This window comes from Chryseobacterium gallinarum, from assembly GCF_001021975.1.
GTDB classification, from domain to species: domain Bacteria; phylum Bacteroidota; class Bacteroidia; order Flavobacteriales; family Weeksellaceae; genus Chryseobacterium; species Chryseobacterium gallinarum.
On the sequence record NZ_CP009928.1, the window covers coordinates 2873929 to 2893173 of the forward strand.

The window sequence follows — 19245 nt, forward strand, 5'->3', positions numbered from 1 at the left end:
AAAATTAATTGATTTTAATTTATTATAATGAATATGTTTTCTTGATGACAGTTTTTATTAATTATTTTTATTTAAAAAGGGAATATTTGTAATTTTTTTTAAGATTGTATAGTTGGAAAACCGCATGAAATAAGGGATTATTGAAAATATAATAAAAAATATAAATAAAATTTCTATATATCATAAAAAACGTTAATTTTGATTTGAAAATTTATTTAAAAACTAATAAACATGAAAATTCCGTTATTGCAAATTCTGGCAGTGACCATGAGCCCTATGGCTATTGGCCAGATCATTCCTCAGCCCCAGGCTAAAGCTTATTTTTCCCATGATGAGGCGGGAAATCAAATTTACCGGGGAGACTTACCTTTAATTTTTAGCAGGGTGGCGCCTAAAGACGATGAAATACCTGAAGTAAAAGCTGAACTGGCAACGCTTCAGGAGACTCAGAATAATACAATGTCTGAAAGTCAGTTTTGGAGCCACATCAATGTGTACCCCGTTCCGGTAAAAGATGTTTTAACAATCACCTGGAACGAAAAGGTAAATGACCTTATTGCTGATATTGGCTTGTATGAGCAAAGTACCATCCATTGGGTATTCCAAAATGCAAGGATTTCTTCATTAGACAGAAAAGTTCAGATTGATATGTCTAAACAGTACATGGGAGTATATATTCTCACCTTCACACTCAAAGATGGAAGAAGACTAAGTAAGAACATTACGAAAATCTAAACATCTTTTCACTCTTTAATCATTAACAATTCAATTAAAATAGATCCATATATGAGAAAGATATTACTTTTCATTTTATCAATATGGGCTGTACAGATTTATGCTCAGAACGGTAAATATGTCGGTTCTAAGCTTAAATCCGGTAAATCTGCTTCAAAGTCCGGCAAGTTTTCCCCGGATGCCATTGGAAAGAAAATCCCCATATCAGGGCAGGTTTTTGACCTGCCGGTGACTACAAATAAAACAGAAGTTCAGTTTAATGAATTTCACGATACCAAAGGAAATATAGAGGTCAACAATGGTGGACAGCTGCAATTTACTTTACCCATAGCCCTTCCGCCGGGGGTAAAAAGTGTAGCTCCCCAGGTGAATCTTTTGTATGCCAGTGGTTCAGGAAACGGTGTTGCCGGATACGGATGGAACATCGGAGGAATCACAGCCATAGCAAGAGTAAATAAAAATATAGAAAAAAACAATGAAATCATAGGAATTCAATCGGATTATACGGATTTGTATAGTTTTAACGGACAGCGGCTGATCCTTAAATCCGGTGAATACGGAAAAGACGGTGCTGAGTATGTAACCGAAAAGTATTCCAACCTGAGAATAAAATCCTATGGTGCAGTTGCCGGGAAACCCTGGAGCGGACCATTATACTGGGAAGTGAATTTTGAAGACGGTTCCCAGGCATGGTTTGGTAATATTCCCAATAATCCTGCCGCAACCACAGACCTGCAGTATAACATCATAAAATGGAGAGATACTAAAGGAAATTATATTTCTTATGAATACGACCATGCCGAACTTAACAACAGTAATATCACCCTCATTAAAAGCATAAAATGGGGAGGAAATGAAGTGCTGGGCAAGCCCCATTTTAACTCCATAGAGTTTAATTATATTGACAGGGCGCAAAAGGAAACAGCCTATCACCAGGGAGTTTTACACATTCAGCAGAAAATCCTGAAAGATGTGACAGTGAAAGCAAACCTGGCACAGTTTAAAAAATATGTGATCAATTATATAGATAATGGAACAAGTTATGAATTCGTAGATAAGATTACAGAATATAATGCTGCCAATGAGGCTTCCAATCCTGTTACTTTTGGATATGCCTCCAATTCTACGGGTTCTGAAGAAACTTCGAGCCAGTATAACGTCAATAACTTTAATACGAAGAAGTATGCAGATTTCAATATGGATGGTATTGCAGACTATATTGAATTTGTGTCTGCAGGAGTTATCAATTACAGAAGTTCCGTGTATCTTGGAGTAAACGCCATTTCTTTGCAGTATGACGCTTCGAAGTTTACTGCAAATGATTTCAAAAACGCTGTTCCGGTTACTTTTAAGAAAGACAATTACGTTAAAAATAAAGTAGGGCTTGTCATTCCTGTACCTAAAGCTACGAGTGTATCCTATAAAAAAGATTATGAATTCCAGGTATACTCTATCGATATTCCTAATCAGCAGCTGGTTTTTGAATACTCTAAAACCATTGATTATGATTCTTTTGCTCCTTACCTTGACGAAGGCGGATTTGGTTGTAATAACCCGTCTGTTCCGGCTATCAGTGAAGCATTGAGTTATGATTATAATGGAGATGGGATCTCTGAACTGGTGCTTAAATTCAGGATAAGCCAGCTTTGCAGTAATGGAGATCCGCTTGATCCGGGAATAATTACCAGAACCGTCAGTCAGGATACTCCTGTGGACGAAACGCCCGGAACAATGGGAGAAGATGTGGAACCTCATATAGATGGTACCAATACGGAGTCCGGTGTGCCCCCTGTGGAGGAAGAGCCGGATAATATAGCCCCGGGGCAGACATTAAAGCTGTATACCTCCTATATATTGCTGGATCTTGAGCAGAATCTGGGAATGCCACAGAGTGTCTATCAGTTTAGTGCTACAGTGGGAAATGCTAATAGCCCGATCAAGTTTGCCGACCTGAACGGGGATGGGATCCAGGAAATTATAATGCAGACTAATTCTCAATTTAGCAGTGTTTTCAATATCAAAAGAGACCTTGCTTACAATTACTCTAATGTGAATGTAGGTAATTTTGCAGGGCAGAATTTTGTAGGAACGGTATATACTGCCATGCTATTCGGAGACTTTAATGGAGACTCTAAAATGGATATCCTGGTACCGCAGGCTAACAAATCTTACAACTGGGACCTGTATATTTCAGATGGAAAAAAGTTTAATAAATATTATCTGAATAATTTCATTCTTTATCAAGCCGGAACAGAAACTTTAACATCGGGTGTCCATAATACTTTTTATGAAAGCGGATGTACCTATGGAATGCTGAGAATGTTCCAATACCAGACCAGTGATCTGGATGGTGATGGAAAAACGGAAATCCTGGTTTCCAATGTACTGTTGTACGACCACGAATGGAATGCCCACCGCGACCAGGAATGGACCAATGTAAGTGTTGCTGTTTATTCTGTTAATAAACTGGCAGGAAGCTCTAATAAAAGTATTATTTATAATCCAACACATTCACCGTTCCCTGGGGTAAATATCCCTATGGCTATAAATACGGAGAATACGGTACCGATAGATACCAATAGCGGAATCAGTTTCTTCCGTGCCAAATATTGGCTTAAAGGGTATAATGAAAAGGTTATCCCGTTCAGTACCTTAAGCCTTAACAGGGAGAACCAGCAGATCATCCTTACCGGTAAACCTGTAGATTGTCAGGGAGCAGAATGTGATTATAATTATGTCCTTCATTATAACTATACTTTCCTGCCAACCATTGCGAGAGTAACGCAGATTAAGCAAGGAGAAGTGGTTACCAATATTTTATATAAAGAACTCAATTCAACAACTGATCCTGTTTTTTATAAACCAATTAAAACAGAACCTTATCCGTATATAGAATTAGAGAAAGTTCCGCAGTCTTCTGTTGTTTCTCAGCTGATTCAGGTTAGTCCTACCTCTATCTTATATCAGGATTTCAGATACAGGGGAATGCTTTCCCATTTCCATGGAAGAGGAGTGATTGGATTCAGGCAGTTTGCAAAATCCACCTGGTTTGCCCCTGGTCTTGAAGCTGCTAAATTGTGGATGGGAGCAGAAGTAGATCCTCTTAATGAATCTGTTCCTGTCAAAGAATGGACAATAAGAACCAACGACGAGGCTAAAATCTTCCCGGCTAATCTTTCGGAAACGAATACCGAGCTGCTGGCGCTCAAGAGCACTTCCTATACGACAGATAAAATCTTAAACGGACAGGTTGTGACTTCGGTAGCACCGGATGACAAAGCAAAAATTGTGACCTCCTCGGTTGTAAATCTGTCCAGAACAAAGGATTTCTTAACCAATACGGTTACTGTTAACACTACAGAATATGGAAGTTATTATTTACCGGCCCGGACAATCTCCAATATCAATAACGGATATTCCATTAAAACAGCCGAATTTGATTATTATAACAATCCGGGAGGTGTAAATGCAGATTACTATATAGGCAGAATAAAATCAAAGAACAATATTGTTCAGGCTTATAACGATACCAAATCCGGTAAGGAAGAATTCACTTATGAAAACAACCTGATAAAGACTGCTAAAAACTGGAACAGGGATAATTCAGGATATCTTCAGGAAAGTTATGAATATGATGGTTTTGGGAATGTTACTAAAAAAGTAGTTTCCAATAGCGTGGATTCACAGGTTCAGACTACCCAGAGTGCTTACGATGATAAAGGCCGTTTCATCATTAAGACAATAGATAATCTGGGACTGGAAACCAATATGATCTATAATGACTGGGGGCAGATGACGCAGCAGACTGATCCGTCTGGGAATATTATTTTGAATGTTTATGACAATTGGGGTAAAATCCTTACGATGGCTTCAAGTCTTTCGGGTGCTACCACTTATACTTATGACAAACTGGCGTTGGGGATGGGAATCAGGGTAAAAGAAACTTCTCCTGACGGGAATGAAAAAATGACTTATACCAATGCAATTGGACAAAATTATAAATCAACAGCCAAAGCATTTGGAGTAAGTAAATATGTTACCAAAGATATAGGATATGATGCATTGGGTAGAAAGATTTTCGAAACCCAGCCGTATTTTGAAGGGCAGAGTCCTACCCAGACCAACACCATGTCTTATGATGATAATTTCTTCCCTGCCAAAATTACAGCAATATCCTTCAATGGTAAAGAAAGTATTACCTCTGTTTCCGGATTTACCACAACGGTTAAGGAAGTTAATGGATATGGAAGAACGGTTTCTAAAACAACAGATGCTATTGGAAATGTTGTTTCTTCCACTGATAAAGGAGGTGTGATTCAGTTTAAGTATAACGCTGCCGATGAACAGATTGAAGCAGCTTATGATACCAATAAAGTAATTACAAAATATGATGCCTGGGGAAGACGATCAGAATTTACTGATCCATCTAACGGAACCTACAAATATGAGTATAATGGCTTTGGACAAATTCTGAAGATCACCAGTCCGAAAGGAACCAAACAATATGTTTACAATGCTTTAGGGCAGCTGGTAACACAGACAGAACTGTCTTCCGATGGTGGAGCTTCAACCACCAAAACCATTACTTTTGAATATGATACCAAAGGAAGGCTGGTTTCAAGAGCAGGTTCATCCAATGGAAGAAACTATTCAGTAACAACAACATATGATCCCCAGGGAAGAGTTTCCTCTACTGTAGAAAACAGTAATGGAAAACGTTTTACAAAGAATATTTTCTATAATGATAGATCCAAAGTAAAATCATATGTAAAAACAATCACTTCAGGAACTGTTGTTGTTGAAGCCAATATTATCAATGAATACAATGCATGGAACGGTGAATTGTATCGTTTGAGAGATAAACGTACAGATAAGATTCTGTGGGAATTGCAGGATACAAATGCATCCGGACAGGCTATTTTATCCAAATTAGGAGAGACTACGATTACTAATATGTATGATACCAACGGTTTCCTGTCAAGCACCAACCATTCGTCTGCCGGTCAATCCGGAATACTTCAGGTAGGCTATACTTTTGATGCGATTAAAAATGAGCTGAAAACCAGAACTACGGGAGGTGATTTTAATATTACGGAAACCTTCAGCTATGATGATAACAATCGTCTGATATCCTGGACAAACCCTAAAACAGGACAAAATTCTACCAATGTTTATGATGCAAAGGGAAGGATTATGGAAAATGATCAGGTAGGAACCATCAATTATGAAGATGGCAGCAAAATCTATCAGGCAACCAGCGCAAACCTGAATTCAGCAGGAGTCCAGAATTATAACAATGACCTGATTCAGTATATCAATTATAATGAAAATAATGATCCTACTTATATTAATGGTATTAAAGGAGATGTCTCTTTCCAGTATGGGCTGACTTCTATGCGCCAGGTAGTCAACTATGGAGGAAACTTTAGTCCGAGCCAGGATGGCAGATATAAGAAATTCTATAGTGAAGACGGTAGTTTTGAAGTCATCAGGAGTAACAGCGATAAAAAGGAAAAATATATGATCTATATCGGGGGAAGTCCTTATGAAAGTAATATTGTGCTTATCAAAGGATATAATGAAGCTGTTGGAACATATAAATTTTTACACAAAGATTACTTGGGAAGCATCCTTGCTATAAGCGATGAAGATGGTAAAAGGCTGGAACAGCGACATTTTGATGCGTGGGGGAACCTGACTCATCTGAAAGTGGGAACAGGAGTTGTTACTACAGACAAAAATTCAATCAACGAATATATCCAGAAAGGCTTAATGGTGGTTGAACGTGGGTATACAAGCCACGAATATTTTTCAGAAGTGGGGATTATTCATATGAACGGAAGATTGTATGATCCGTTATTAAGAAGATTCCTGAATGCTGATGAAAATATCCAGGATCCTTACAATACACAGAATTATAACAAATATGGTTATGTATTCAATAATCCTTTGCTGTTCAGTGATCCGAGTGGAGAATATATTTTCGGGATTACAGAGGCTTTTGTAGCGGCTATCGTTATCGGAGCGATGGTAGGTACAGCCAGTTATATTATCAATACGATTATCACCGGACAGAAATTTACGCTGTTAGGTTATTTCAAAGCAGAGTTTTTTGGAGCCCTTTCCGGAGCTGTCACCTATGGTATAGGCAGTATATTTACCACCACGGCCGGGGCGGCAACGCAATTTGCGGCAAGTATCGGTAAAGTGGGATCGGCATTCCTTCAGGCTACAGCACATGGTATTGCGCAGGGAACATTGTCCCTTATGCAGGGAGGAACACACCAGGCTGGTATGATTTCAGGGTTCCTGGGAAGTATGGGAGCTACAATCTTTAAGGAAGTAGCAGGAAGTTTTGCAAAAAGTGCAGAAGGTATGGTTTTGTCAGGAGCCGTAATGGGAGGTATCGGAGCTGAGCTTACAGGAGGAAATTTCTGGCAGGGAGCACTGGTAGGAGGCGTGGTTGCAGGGTTAAATCACTATTTCCACAGCCTTGGCAAGAAATCAACCATAAGATCTTACCTTGAAAGTGCAGATATAGATCCGGATCGCGGTGCAACCTCACAAGATCCTGAATTACTGGTGACTAAAGTACCTGAATTTAAAAGGCTTAATATTAAAGGAGGGGTAACTATCGTAGAGGAATGGACAAGAAGAAGCGTTTATGGAAGTTACGAAGGCGGTAAAGTGATGTTAAACTGTAATGCAGATTTTAACAAAACAGTACTGGATTATGCCATTACACTTTTCCATGAACTTAATCACCATTTTTTCCTAACTTCGGGAATCTATGACAAGATGTTGAATCAGATGCTTGACGGGAAAAGAATAAACTGGAACATTATCAATGATAAGTATGGATTTAATGAGTACCAGGCGGCATTTGCCACTAAGAATGTTGCAGAGGGTGCACGCTATTGGAATGAAGTGGCTTTGAATGGTATCCAGGAGTGCTTTTTAATGGATAACGGCTTTTCAACAAGGTCATTAATGAGATTATACAATGAATATGTTAACGCTTATTGGGCAGGCAAGAAATAAAATCATCCTGCTTTTTGTAATAATTAATATAAACTGCATTAAAGCTCAACAGGTAACTGTTGAGCTTTTAAACCAGAATGTCGTTTATAAGAATGATGATGGGTATCATCCCGTTTCAATACGTTATAAGCTGCTCAATACATCCAGTGATTATGTTTATTTGATTCTTGGTAAAAAAAGCTTTGGAGTTTTTGGGAATCCTGACGAGTATATTTTTGATAAGGAAGGTGCGGAGATACCGAAAGATCAGATGATTTTTAATCCAAGGTTGCTTCTTTTTCAAAGCAAAAATGCTGAAAGTCCTCTTAAGCTCACGAACTTTAAATCTGTTCCGCAGTTTACGCCTGATGAATTTAATAAAAGGAGCCAGCAGGAACTCAGGATTAAGAATGACAGTACAGAGGCTGTGAAAAAATACAAAGATCTTTATTTTAGATCCCAACCCTTAAACTGGGTAGTACGGGCAAAGTACATTAATGATAATATTGTTTTTATAAAACCCGGGGAATCTGTTATAGTCAGTACCGATATAGATTTTGCATTATATGATTATAATCCTTATTTCGAAAATGGAGTAGGATATGCCCTTAAAAATGATGTATACCGGATGATGATAAAAGTGCATAATGATCCGTTATTGATCAGGGAATACCTGGATGAACGTAATACAACTAAAATAAGGAATTTTAAAGCTCAGCCTTTAAAAGAAGACTGTTATTCAGGTAAAATAAATTTAAAGGTGGAAAAATAATCATTTTCTGCTACAACTAACTGTCAGATCAGGCAGCTTATATTAAAATAGCCCTTGCAAGATTTGTAAGGGCTTTTGTATGGTGTAAATTCTATGATATTGCTTCTCAATTTTGTTTTTATACATAAAAATAGGATTGGAAAAACCAATCCTACCAAACATGATTAAGTGTATAGTTGAGCCAATCAATGGCTACAAGGAATTAAAGTGCACAAAAAGATCTTTATTGATGCTTGATCAATATTTCCTTAAAAAATAATTAAAACTAACTTTGAGTAATTGCCGGCTTGTTTACGATGTAAATGTAGGATGAATTGCTGCTTATCAAAACAAAACCTGAGCTGATCCGGCAAAATAAGCTGATGAAACGGAGTTTTTATACAATGAAGCGTATGAACTATTCTTCATGATTCTCTAGGATTTTTATTACTTCATAGAATGTAATTGTAAAATATCCTACGGATGTGAATATTACTGTATAAAAAAACATTGAATTCTGATCAGAATTAATATTTTTACAAAAGAATAATAAAATGCCAATGATAAAGGTTGCAATTATAGAAGATGAGCCTGCCGTATGCAACGAGATTATCTTTTTGTTGCGTAATGAACCGGATTTGGAAATCTTAGGCCTGGCTCATCATGTTGCCGGTGCAGTTAGATTGCTGCAGGAGAAGGAGGTGGATGTGGTGCTGATGGATATTCAACTGGTTGACGGGACAGCCTTCGATGTTTTAAAAAACTTATCTCCTGTTCCTGAAAACATCATCTTTATTACAGCTTATAATCAATTTGCAATAAAAGCGATTAAATATGGTGCGCTGGATTATTTATTGAAACCTATAGATCAGCAGGAGCTCAGGGAAGCCCTGGACCGCTACAGGCAAAAGCAGGAGAAAAATCTTCAATATGCCAAACAGCTAGAATTGGTTCGTAATACATTTGCAGATCAGCAGGCGTTACCACAACAAATTGTACTGAATTCACTCAATAATATGCGGATGATCAATGTCCAGGATATTTTGTACTGTAAAGGAGATGGTCCCTATACTTATTTTCATTTGAAAAATGGTAGAAATGAGCTGGTTTCAAAACCCCTTAAATATTATGAAGATTTGTTACCTTCCCCTTACTTTTTAAGAAGTCACCAATCTTACCTTGTTAACCGGAGCCAGATTACAGGCGTGATCCGTTCAGAATATCTGATCTTACAGAACGAAGAACAGATACCTGTTTCCTCCCGTCGAAAAAGCTATATACTTAACTTATTATCCATTAAATAGATGTATCGTTATCTTTCTTATTTTGGGCTCGTGATTGCCTTGTTTACTCTGATGTATTGTAAAAAATCACAAAAAACTGAAAACAATGAATCTCCCCTTGCCGAACCTATTAAAAAACTGAGTGAGGCAAAATTATCTCCACAAAATAAAGACTCCCTGCTGGCTGCCTGGCGAAGCTTTGAGCGTAATGAACAAGTGCAGCGGGACACGGTTTTATCAACAAGGGTAAATTACGGCCTGGCAAGGATGCATGCCATGTTGGGAAAAGACTCTGTTGAATATTATATTGAAAAGGCACTTACGCTTATTGAATCTACTAAAGATAATTTACCGGATAAAGCGTTGGTATATAACGGAATGGGGAATATTCTGATGGCCAATGGAAAAGAACACCAGGCAGCCTTTTATTATAATAAGGCGGCAGCTATTATTCGTTCGGATGCAGGATTAAAACTATCGGCAGAAGCAAAAACCAGTATGTTGCTCTCCGCAGCCCAGAGTAATAGATATTTATATGATTATGGATTGGCAAAAGAAATGAACCTGGCTGCTCTTAAATTAGTAGATAGCCTGCCGGAGGGGCATGTGAACCGCCAAAGAGCATTGGTGCAGATTATTCATATTCTGGCCTTACAAAAGATGCCTGGTGACAGTATTAAAGTATATCTGGAAAAATTGGAGACCTTACATAAAAAAAATCCGGAAGCTTATCAAAAAAAATACTATTACAACAGTAAAATTAACTTTTTCGAAAATAGCGGCAAAAACGACTCCCTGCTTCACTACCAAAAATTAATGAAAATAGAGGAAGAAAAGATCTTTGAGAGAGATAAAGCCCCATCTGTTGTCAATAATATGTTTTTAGCTCATGCCAATATAGGAGCTATTTTTATTGAAATGAAAAAAGGAGACAGTGCCCGGGCAGCATTAGCGGAGGCTAACAAAGTATTATCTGCCTATAAGGATAAAATAGATACCAGTAATGTCATTATATACAGGACAGACCTTGCAAAGCTGTATGACCTGAAAGGTGACTATAAAAAAGCGGCAAAAGAATTAGACACTATCAGATCTTTACAACAGCAGTATTTTCAAAATAAAAATACCCGGGCAATTGCTGAAATGAACGCTTTGTATCAGATTCAGGCCAAAGATAAATCCATCCGGATGCTGAATGAAGACATTCAGATCAATCAATTGGAATTACAACAAAACCGGTTATGGCTTATTGTTGTAGTTTTGATTGTTGTCCTGCTTTTAGGACTGATTTGCTTCCTGTATTATTATTACCAGCAGCGCAGGAAAAGCCAGGAAAGAGAAAGGTTATTACTGCAGCAGCAATTATTACGGACGCAGATGGAACCTCATTTTATCTTTAATACCCTGGCTGCAGTACAAAGCTTTGTACGTCTGGATCAGAAAGATGCTGCAATTCAGTATCTGAACCGGTTTAGCAGGCTTTTACGAAGCAGCTTAGAACTAAGCCGACAGCAATATGTGCCTCTTGATGAAGAAATTGAAACACTGGATAACTATCTCAGGTTGCAGCAGATGCGGTATGATCACGGATTTTCTTACGAGCTGCAATATCCTGAGGAACAGGATCTTGGTGCGATAATGGTGCCTCCGATGCTTGTACAGCCTTATGTGGAAAATGCTATTGTACACGGGATTAATATTGACAGTGATAAGGCTCTTATTTCCGTTGTTTTTGAACTTCAAAAAGATATTCTTGTCATACGTATTGCCGATACAGGTAAATTACAAAAAGTGTCTAAAACATCCCACCGTTCTTTATCCGGGGCAATCAGTAATGAACGTATTTTGTTATTGGGGAAAAAAGCAAGTGTGGAAACCTCTGTTTCAGAGGCCGGAGGGCGATGTGTTACTTTGCATATCCCTGTTGTTTTTGAAAAATAATATGGTGATTTTTACCTGATGCGGGATAAAATATAAGCGATGTAAAGCGAATTGTAAATGTAGGGATACGAATTGTAAACCAGTTGAGGAAATCTCCCTGAATATTTGTTTCTTGCAGTGAAATTATTAACCAGGGGTAAAAACACACCATGAAAACTTAAGTTATGTACATGACAGAATCATCGATGTCTTGTATGAAGAATAAGAACTTCACAAGCAAGCCATCCCAAGGAGGTAAAGCAGGGATAAATAAATTCAGAAATGTAAAAGAGGGTAAACCTTTTAGGTTGTGGAATTAATACATTATGGATTGAAAATCGTTGAATCTCAAATGTTGATAATGAATGTTTCAAAAGTCTAAGAACTCGTTTCTTAGGCTTTTTTATTGTATAAAGAATGGTGGATCAAGCGGAAAAGTTGGGGGCATATAATATTTAGATCTATTTAATTTTTAAAATTCACGCAAAGATCTTTTGACTACTCTTCATTTTAAGTAAGCTAAGAAATGAATCGATCTTAATCGATTCTGATGAAGCGAACACTTTGCATGCGCTTAGTCAGCAGCTACGCTGCCTTCTTTGTCTACTTGAAATAGAACATTATTTTTTTTAAACTTTGCGTGAAAAACGATCTCAATAAATTTGACGTTAATCAATAATGAACAGAATTTTTTATATTCAGACCCAATTTATTATGTCTCTAATTTTTGAGACTGATTGATCCGTTAAAATAGGATATAAACGAAAAACAAGAAACCTCACCATAAATGATGAGGTTTTTGTGAGCGCGAAAGGATTCGAACCTTTGACCGTCTGCTTAGAAGGCAGATGCTCTATCCAGCTGAGCTACGCACCCTTAAAATTTTGAAAAAAGTCGGGGCGGCAGGATTCGAACCTGCGACCTCCTGGTCCCAAACCAGGCGCGATGACCGGACTACGCTACGCCCCGAGGAGGTCATCAATAACGAATTTTACTTCGTTTTTGCGGTTGCAAAGGTACAATACTTTTTGAAATAAAAAAATAAAATCCGGAATAATTTTTAATTAATTTTTCATGAAAATTTTTTGACAGGTCTTAGTCATTTAAAAACCATTCACTTATGCTGTTGTAATGATGGAAATAAAATTTTTATTTTTTTAACATTCTTTGATTTGATGATAAAAGAGATAATGGATGAAACGTAAAAACCAATAAAGGCAACTTTAAAGAAAGATGGAAGATATTGCTGTTGCAGAGTTAAGCTCTTAGAAGATCTGCCGATATTTGATGATAAAAAGGTGTTTGGGAGTAACTCTGGCTAAATTTTGAATTTTAAACCACGTAATTTTTATATTTGTTTATTAAATATTGAAATTGAGAGCTTTATAAAAACATTTTCTTATGTTTAGAATATTTTTTAGTTTTATTTTTTTGGTCTCTGTTGCTATTGTTGCGCAGCAACCGACAAGAGAGGATTCTTTAGTAGGATCTGTTACTCCTGAAAAAGCATGGTGGGATTTACTGCATTATGATATTACCGTGAAGCCTGATTATCCAACTAAAACGCTTACAGGAAATAATAAAATAAAGTATAAAACACTTTCAGGAGGAAACTCCAAAATGATGCAGATTGATTTAGTGAAGCCCTTGACCATAGATAGTGCTTTTCAGGATAATAAAAAATTAACTTTCCATAATAAAGGCAATATATGGTATATTTCCTTGCCAAAACATAGTAAGAGTAAAAGCTATGAATTAAATATTTACTATTCCGGGAAGCCTGTTGAATCGGTATCACCACCCTGGGATGGAGGAATGGTTTGGGCAAAAGATTCCTTAAACCGTCCATGGATATCGGTGGCTTGTCAGTATAAAGGAGCCAGTTTATGGTATCCATGCAAAAATATGTTATATGATGAGCCTGATGAGGGTGCTTCCATTTCCATCATTGTTCCTGCAGACATGACAGCGGTTGGGAATGGAAGATGGGTAGGCAAAAAATTATCTTCTGACAGAACGGCAAAATATACCTGGAAAGTTGTTAATCCTATCAATCATTATGGAATATCATTTTATGCCGGAAATTATGTAAATATCAGTCAGACTTACCAGGGTAGGAAAGGGAAGCTGGATATGAGTTACTGGATTCTCGATTACAACAGGCAAAAAGCGCTTGATCATATGATTCCTGAGGCTGTTCAGACAATGAAATCCCTGGAACGATGGTTTGGGCCGTATCCATTTTATGAAGACGGATTTAAAATAGTGGAGGCGCCTTATATCGGAATGGAACATCAGAGTGCTATTGCCTATGGCAATAATTATACAAAAGGAACTTTTAAAGGAAAAGATATTTCTAAAACAGGATGGGGGAAAAAAACAGACCGATTGATTGTTCATGAGACGGCACATGAATGGTTTGGAAACAGTATAACCGCTTCCGATATTGCGGATCGCTGGATACAGGAGGGCTTTGCGGGGCTTGCCGAAGAACTGGTTATTGCAGACTTATGCGGGAGAAAAGCGGGAGAGGAATTTCTGGTTGCAAGATATAAGGGAATAGACAACGAAAAACCGATTATTGGCAGGTATGGAATTAATGAAGATAGTAGCTCAGATAATTATATTAAAGGCTGGGCTGTAATCCATATGATTAAAACAATAATGAATGATGATGAGAAGTTCCGTAAAATTTTGCAGGGGGTTACTGCCAGTTTTTATCATAAGGTAACATCAACACAAGAGATTGAAGATTATATTATTACAAAATCTGGGATGAACTTTAAACCACTATTTAACCAATATCTCCGGACAACGCAGATTCCCGAGCTGGAATATTCAATCAAAAATAACGAATTGAGATATCGGTTTACCAATTGTATCGATGGATTTTTTATGCCGGTAAAAATAGATGGGTCAGATGATTGGCTATTCCCGACAGTTTCATGGCAAACCTTTCAGCTGAAAAATAATAACATTACAGAAATAAATACTGATCCTAATTTTTATATAAAAGTGAAAAAAGTAGAATAAGCATTTTGAAAGAAAAAGTCTGTTTTCTTAATTTTAAGTAAAAGTATATTATGGTTGTAAAATATAAATGTTAAGACTTTTTTTAACTTATCTTTACCCCATGAAACGATTAATGCTTGTGTGTTTACTTCTTCCAGTACTGACGTTCTCCCAAACCAGTGGAAAAGTAATAAAAATTTCAGATGGAGATACTATCACAATTCTTCTAAAAGGTAATCAACAAAAGAAACTGAGACTCGCCGAGGTAGATTGTCCTGAAAAAGGACAGGCATTCGGGAAAAATGCTAAGCAATACACATCAGGACAGGTATTTGGTAAAACTATTAATTTTATTGAAACGGATAAAGACCGTTATGGACGCTCTATTGCCAAAGTGTATTACGACAATGGCAAATATCTCTCAAAAGAATTGATAAAAGCAGGAATGGGATGGTGGTATTTCTTTTATTCTAATGATGCTTCCCTGGGAAAACTGCAGGAAAAAGCCCAACAGAAAAAAATAGGCCTCTGGCAGGATAATCAGGCGATTGCTCCCTGGGAATACAGGAAAATAAAAAGAGAAGCAGGAAGCAAAAAAAATGAAGCTTTTAAAGCGAATGGAAAAGCAAAAGAGATCATCTGAATAATGTGAAAATCCTTCATACAGCTTTTGTGCATTTGTTATTAGGATGTTTTATCAAAACGATACTCATGACGTAAGAAATAAACAAATCTCAGCATGAAAGTTTTTGTGTACAATAATTGATAGATTGGATATGTAAACCATAGACGATTAAGATGAAAATAAAAGACGAAAAAGATTGTGAATGACTGACGTATTTGAAAATTATCTATCCTCAACAGGAGGACTAACAGCAGAGGAAATCAACTTTTCTGCACAGTTTTTCAAGCCGGTCCGCTTAAAAAAAGGAGATTTTTTTATTCATGAGAATGAAATCTGCCGTTATATCGGATTTATCACTAATGGCGCAGTAAAAGCATACAATACCGACGAAGAAGGAAAGGAAAATATTACCTGCTTCAAGTTTGAAAATGAATTTGCCACCTCGTTTCAGGAGTTTGTGACGCAGGAAAAGTCCGGAAGAAGTATCAGGGCTATAGAAGATAGTATAATTTACAGGATAAATTACCCGGACTATCAGCATCTTCTTGCTCAGGTAACCGCCTGGAATGGCGTGATAAAATCGATCATGGAGCAAGAGTATATCCAAAAGGAACGTTATCTGCTGAATTACAATAATAAGCCGGCTGTGGATAAATACCGCCATGTTCTATCCAGCCAACCGATGCTTGTTCAGCGGATAACAACACAGGATCTGGCATCATACCTGGGTATCACGCCGCGATCACTTACACGGGCAAAGGGACAAATACATAAACCCAACGTGTTATAGGACAAATGTCCTTATGCAGACCAGATAAGTAATGTAGATTTGCGCAAAAAAGCTATGTTACGTCAAATTGCTCCCGAAGTATTCCAGATTCCACTGATGCCACGAAACAGTATCAACTGCTATATTATCGAAGGTGTATTGGTAGACTCCGGAATACGGAGCTCATATACCACTATAAGGAAAGTTAATGAGAAAATTGCTGTTCATCAACATGTATTGACGCATGCGCATGCAGACCATCAGGGTTGCAGTGACCAGATTTGCGCAGAGTTCAGGATTCCTTTACTCTGCCATCCCAACGAAGTTTTCAGAGCCGAAACAGGTATGGTAACCAACGATTATCCAACTCCGGATCATTGGGTGGCAAAGCTTCAGCAAAAATACTGGGCAGGGCAGGGTCATAAAGTCGATCAGACAATTGTTGAAAACGATAGGATCGGAAACTTTCGGGTGATAGAGACTCCCGGACATTCACCTGGTCATATTTCTTTATTCCGTGAACGGGATGGAGTGCTGATCATCGGAGATGCAGCAACCAATATGAACCTGCTTACTACAGCAACTGGTCTGCGGCTTCCTCCAAATATGTTCACCTCGGATCAGCGGCGTAACATTAAATCGCTCCAAAAGCTGGCAGAGCTGAACCCTTCCGTTATCTGCTTCGGTCACGGACCAGTTTTGCGAAATACAGATCAGAAGTTTGAGCAATTTGTGGCTAAATGCAGTAATGCTCTGTGACCGCAGAAGGTTAGAGCCTTTATCCGTCCCGATCATAATCGGGATATTCTATCCTTGAGTATTGTTAATAGATGGTAAATTATAAAACAACAAAAAACCTCACCAAAAAATGATGAGGTTTTTTGTGAATTTGACAGGATTATCCTCGAACTCTTTGGTTGCTGATCTTAATTGGGTTTTAAGGGTATTTTGTTGATTTTTAGCAACTTGAATTATTTAAAGAAATAGGATTCTGTAAGGACTACAGCAATTATTTCAGTTCTATTTTTTCCAAACTGTTCCTATTTGAGTTGATTGCTGTTAATAAATAACAGAGATTCTGTTACAACTTTCGTTAATTCAGATACTCTGTTTTTAGGCTGGTTGCTGAACTTTGTATAATAATTTAAAAAGCAAAAGAAATGCAAACGATACTAGGAGCCAACGGTCAGATTGGTGAAGAGCTCGCAAGAGAACTCAAAAGAAATTTTACTTCATCTATACGAATTGTCAGTAGAGATGCAAAAAAAGTAAATGATACGGACGAAGTCTTTTCGGCAGATTTATCAATTCGCGAAAAAGCAATCGAGGCGGTAAAAGGCAGTGAAATTGCTTATTTCACATTAGGCCTTCCGATCAGTTCTGATCTCTGGGAGAAACAGTTTCCGCTTATCCTTCGTAATGTAATTGATGCCTGCAAGATTAACCATACAAAACTCGTATTCTTTGATAATACGTATATGTATCCTCAGGATGATCGCATATTGACAGAAGAAACTGCTTTTTCACCTGTGGGAAGAAAAGGAAGAGTCAGAAGAAAAATGGCCGAAATGGTGCTGAAGGAAATCGAATCCGGTGAACTTGAAGCCGTGATCTGTCGTGCCCCGGAATTTTACGGCCCTCGCAAAACGCAGAGCATTACCAATACCTTGATTTTTAACAATATCAAAGAAGGCAAAAAGCTGAAAGTTCCATTGAGTGCAAACAAGAAAAGAAGCCTGATATGGACTCCCGATGCGAGCCGCGCCACTGCTTTGATCGGAAATACTCCTGACGCATTCGGTCAGACCTGGCATCTGCCGGTAGATAAAAGCCATCCTACCTATAAAGAGTTTATCCGAATGGCTTCAGGAATTTACAGCAGAGACCTGAAATATTCTGTTGTTCCCAAATTGATGTTCAAAATAGGCTCATTTTTTAACAAAAGTGTAAAGGAATTACTGGAGCTTCTTCCCAGGTATGAACATGACAATATATTTGACGATTCAAAATTCAGAAAGAAATTTCCGGATTTTCAGGTCACAACATATAAACAAGGGATCAGCATAATAAAAGATGAACAGCTTTCAGGAAACAAAATAATTAAGTAAATTAGTCATGTACAAATCTGAAAATCAGCATATGAAAACTCCGGAAAAAGTATCATCAATAAGTACACTTCATAAGTTCTTGGGGTTAAAGAAACCCGCTAATCCGCTGATCAGTGTATTTAATTTTGATGATGTTAAACTGGAATCGGAGGCTATTCTTAGTGCCATAACCACTGATTTTTATGTTATTGCTTTAAAAAAAGACTGTGCTGGTGGAAAATGCCGGTATGGCCAGCAATATTATGATTTTAATGAGGGTATTATGTATTTTATTGCCCCACATCAGGTCCTTCAGTTTGATGATATACTCCTCAATGGAGTAAAAGGTTTTGTTTTGGTGGTACATCCGGATTTCCTTCATGGATATGGACTGGCATCCGATATTAAAGAATATGGTTATTTTTCCTATACCGCGAATGAAGCATTGCATCTTTCTGAAAAGGAAGAGAAAACTATTTTTGATATAATAGCGAATGTTGAACAGGAAATTGATATCAACATGGATTCCTTTACACAAGACCTACTTGTTTCTAACCTTGATCTTCTGTTAAAATATTGTGATCGTTATTATAACCGCCAATTTTTGACCAGAAAGAAAGTGAATAGTGACCTTCTTTCAAAGCTGGAGCTATTATTGGATGATTATTTCAAAAATGATAAGTTAACAATTAACGGTATACCCTCAGTTCACTTCATTGCTGATCAATTACATCTGAGTGCAAATTATCTGAGTGATATGTTAAGAGTGCAAACAGGGCAAACCACACAGCAGCATATCCAGAACCGATTGATCGAAAAAGCAAAAGAATTACTTTCTACTACCTCAATGTCGGTCTCTGAAATTGCTTATCAGCTTGGATTTGAACATCCGCAATCCTTTCACCGCCTTTTTAAAAGCCGAACATCACTTTCTCCACTGAAATTCAGATCATCATTAAATTAAGGTGCTGTATTTAAAAACTTTTAAATACAGAGATTCGGTTACAACTACCCGTAATTAGGCTACTCCCAGGTAATGGTTT

General features: G+C 37.5%; 11 protein-coding genes and 2 tRNA genes. 11 read left to right on the forward strand and 2 right to left on the reverse strand.

Annotated features, from left to right (window positions below; all coding sequences use genetic code 11):
• The first annotated feature begins 231 nt into the window (after positions 1–231).
• The 5 genes from OK18_RS12925 to OK18_RS12945 all read left to right on the forward strand — a co-directional run bounded on the left by OK18_RS12925 (position 232) and on the right by OK18_RS12945 (position 11730).
• Entirely contained in the window at positions 232–735 is a 504-nt protein-coding gene (locus OK18_RS12925) for a hypothetical protein (protein WP_050022579.1), read from the forward strand.
• 51 nt (positions 736–786) lie between these two features.
• Positions 787–7776 carry an RHS repeat-associated core domain-containing protein gene (locus tag OK18_RS12930; RefSeq protein WP_053328246.1) on the forward strand — a complete coding sequence of 2330 codons (6990 nt, stop codon included), beginning with the start codon at positions 787–789 and terminating at the stop codon, positions 7774–7776.
• Positions 7745–8527, forward strand: coding sequence for a hypothetical protein (locus OK18_RS12935; protein WP_128572538.1), 783 nt, complete (start codon positions 7745–7747; stop codon positions 8525–8527). The genes OK18_RS12930 and OK18_RS12935 overlap by 32 nt, the downstream gene beginning before the upstream one ends.
• 539 nt (positions 8528–9066) lie before the next feature.
• Entirely contained in the window at positions 9067–9810 is a 744-nt protein-coding gene (locus OK18_RS12940) for a LytR/AlgR family response regulator transcription factor (protein ID WP_053328247.1), read from the forward strand.
• Positions 9811–11730: a histidine kinase gene (locus OK18_RS12945; protein ID WP_053328248.1), complete on the forward strand. Its 1920-nt coding sequence runs from the start codon at positions 9811–9813 to the stop codon at positions 11728–11730.
• A 781-nt stretch (positions 11731–12511) separates the two neighbouring features.
• On the opposite strand, the gene OK18_RS12950 is transcribed toward OK18_RS12945, so the two are convergent.
• Both OK18_RS12950 and OK18_RS12955 read right to left on the reverse strand, forming a co-directional pair.
• Positions 12512–12585, reverse strand: a tRNA-Arg gene (locus OK18_RS12950).
• Between the two features lie 18 nt (positions 12586–12603).
• A tRNA-Pro gene (locus tag OK18_RS12955) sits at positions 12604–12678 on the reverse strand.
• A 432-nt stretch (positions 12679–13110) separates the two neighbouring features.
• Here OK18_RS12955 and OK18_RS12960 point away from each other — a divergent pair.
• From OK18_RS12960 to OK18_RS12985, 6 genes are all read left to right on the forward strand, one after another.
• On the forward strand, positions 13111–14742 hold the full coding sequence (locus OK18_RS12960) for a M1 family metallopeptidase (protein ID WP_053328249.1): 1632 nt from the start codon (positions 13111–13113) through the stop codon (positions 14740–14742).
• A gap of 100 nt (positions 14743–14842) precedes the next feature.
• Entirely contained in the window at positions 14843–15364 is a 522-nt protein-coding gene (locus tag OK18_RS12965; protein ID WP_228377608.1) for a thermonuclease family protein, read from the forward strand.
• 184 nt (positions 15365–15548) lie between these two features.
• Entirely contained in the window at positions 15549–16136 is a 588-nt protein-coding gene (locus tag OK18_RS12970; protein ID WP_053328250.1) for a Crp/Fnr family transcriptional regulator, read from the forward strand.
• Positions 16137–16190: 54 nt separating this feature from the next.
• Entirely contained in the window at positions 16191–16874 is a 684-nt protein-coding gene (locus OK18_RS12975) for an MBL fold metallo-hydrolase (protein WP_053328251.1), read from the forward strand.
• A gap of 401 nt (positions 16875–17275) precedes the next feature.
• On the forward strand, positions 17276–18223 hold the full coding sequence (locus OK18_RS12980) for an NAD-dependent epimerase/dehydratase family protein (protein WP_053328252.1): 948 nt from the start codon (positions 17276–17278) through the stop codon (positions 18221–18223).
• A gap of 31 nt (positions 18224–18254) precedes the next feature.
• A complete protein-coding gene (locus tag OK18_RS12985) occupies positions 18255–19166 on the forward strand; it encodes a helix-turn-helix domain-containing protein (protein WP_174441959.1) in 912 nt (303 codons plus the stop codon).
• Positions 19167–19245 lie beyond the last annotated feature (79 nt).

What these genes read in the sequence shown, in the direction of transcription:
- OK18_RS12925 (WP_050022579.1), top strand. Translation starts at nt 232, where the DNA reads ATGAAAATTCCGTTATTGCAAATTCTGGCAGTGACCATGAGCCCTATG.
- OK18_RS12930 (WP_053328246.1), top strand. Translation starts at nt 787, where the DNA reads ATGAGAAAGATATTACTTTTCATTTTATCAATATGGGCTGTACAGATT.
- OK18_RS12935 (WP_128572538.1), top strand. Translation starts at nt 7,745, where the DNA reads ATGTTAACGCTTATTGGGCAGGCAAGAAATAAAATCATCCTGCTTTTT.
- OK18_RS12940 (WP_053328247.1), top strand. Translation starts at nt 9,067, where the DNA reads ATGATAAAGGTTGCAATTATAGAAGATGAGCCTGCCGTATGCAACGAG.
- OK18_RS12945 (WP_053328248.1), top strand. Translation starts at nt 9,811, where the DNA reads ATGTATCGTTATCTTTCTTATTTTGGGCTCGTGATTGCCTTGTTTACT.
- OK18_RS12960 (WP_053328249.1), top strand. Translation starts at nt 13,111, where the DNA reads ATGTTTAGAATATTTTTTAGTTTTATTTTTTTGGTCTCTGTTGCTATT.
- OK18_RS12965 (WP_228377608.1), top strand. Translation starts at nt 14,843, where the DNA reads ATGAAACGATTAATGCTTGTGTGTTTACTTCTTCCAGTACTGACGTTC.
- OK18_RS12970 (WP_053328250.1), top strand. Translation starts at nt 15,549, where the DNA reads ATGACTGACGTATTTGAAAATTATCTATCCTCAACAGGAGGACTAACA.
- OK18_RS12975 (WP_053328251.1), top strand. Translation starts at nt 16,191, where the DNA reads ATGTTACGTCAAATTGCTCCCGAAGTATTCCAGATTCCACTGATGCCA.
- OK18_RS12980 (WP_053328252.1), top strand. Translation starts at nt 17,276, where the DNA reads ATGCAAACGATACTAGGAGCCAACGGTCAGATTGGTGAAGAGCTCGCA.
- OK18_RS12985 (WP_174441959.1), top strand. Translation starts at nt 18,255, where the DNA reads ATGAAAACTCCGGAAAAAGTATCATCAATAAGTACACTTCATAAGTTC.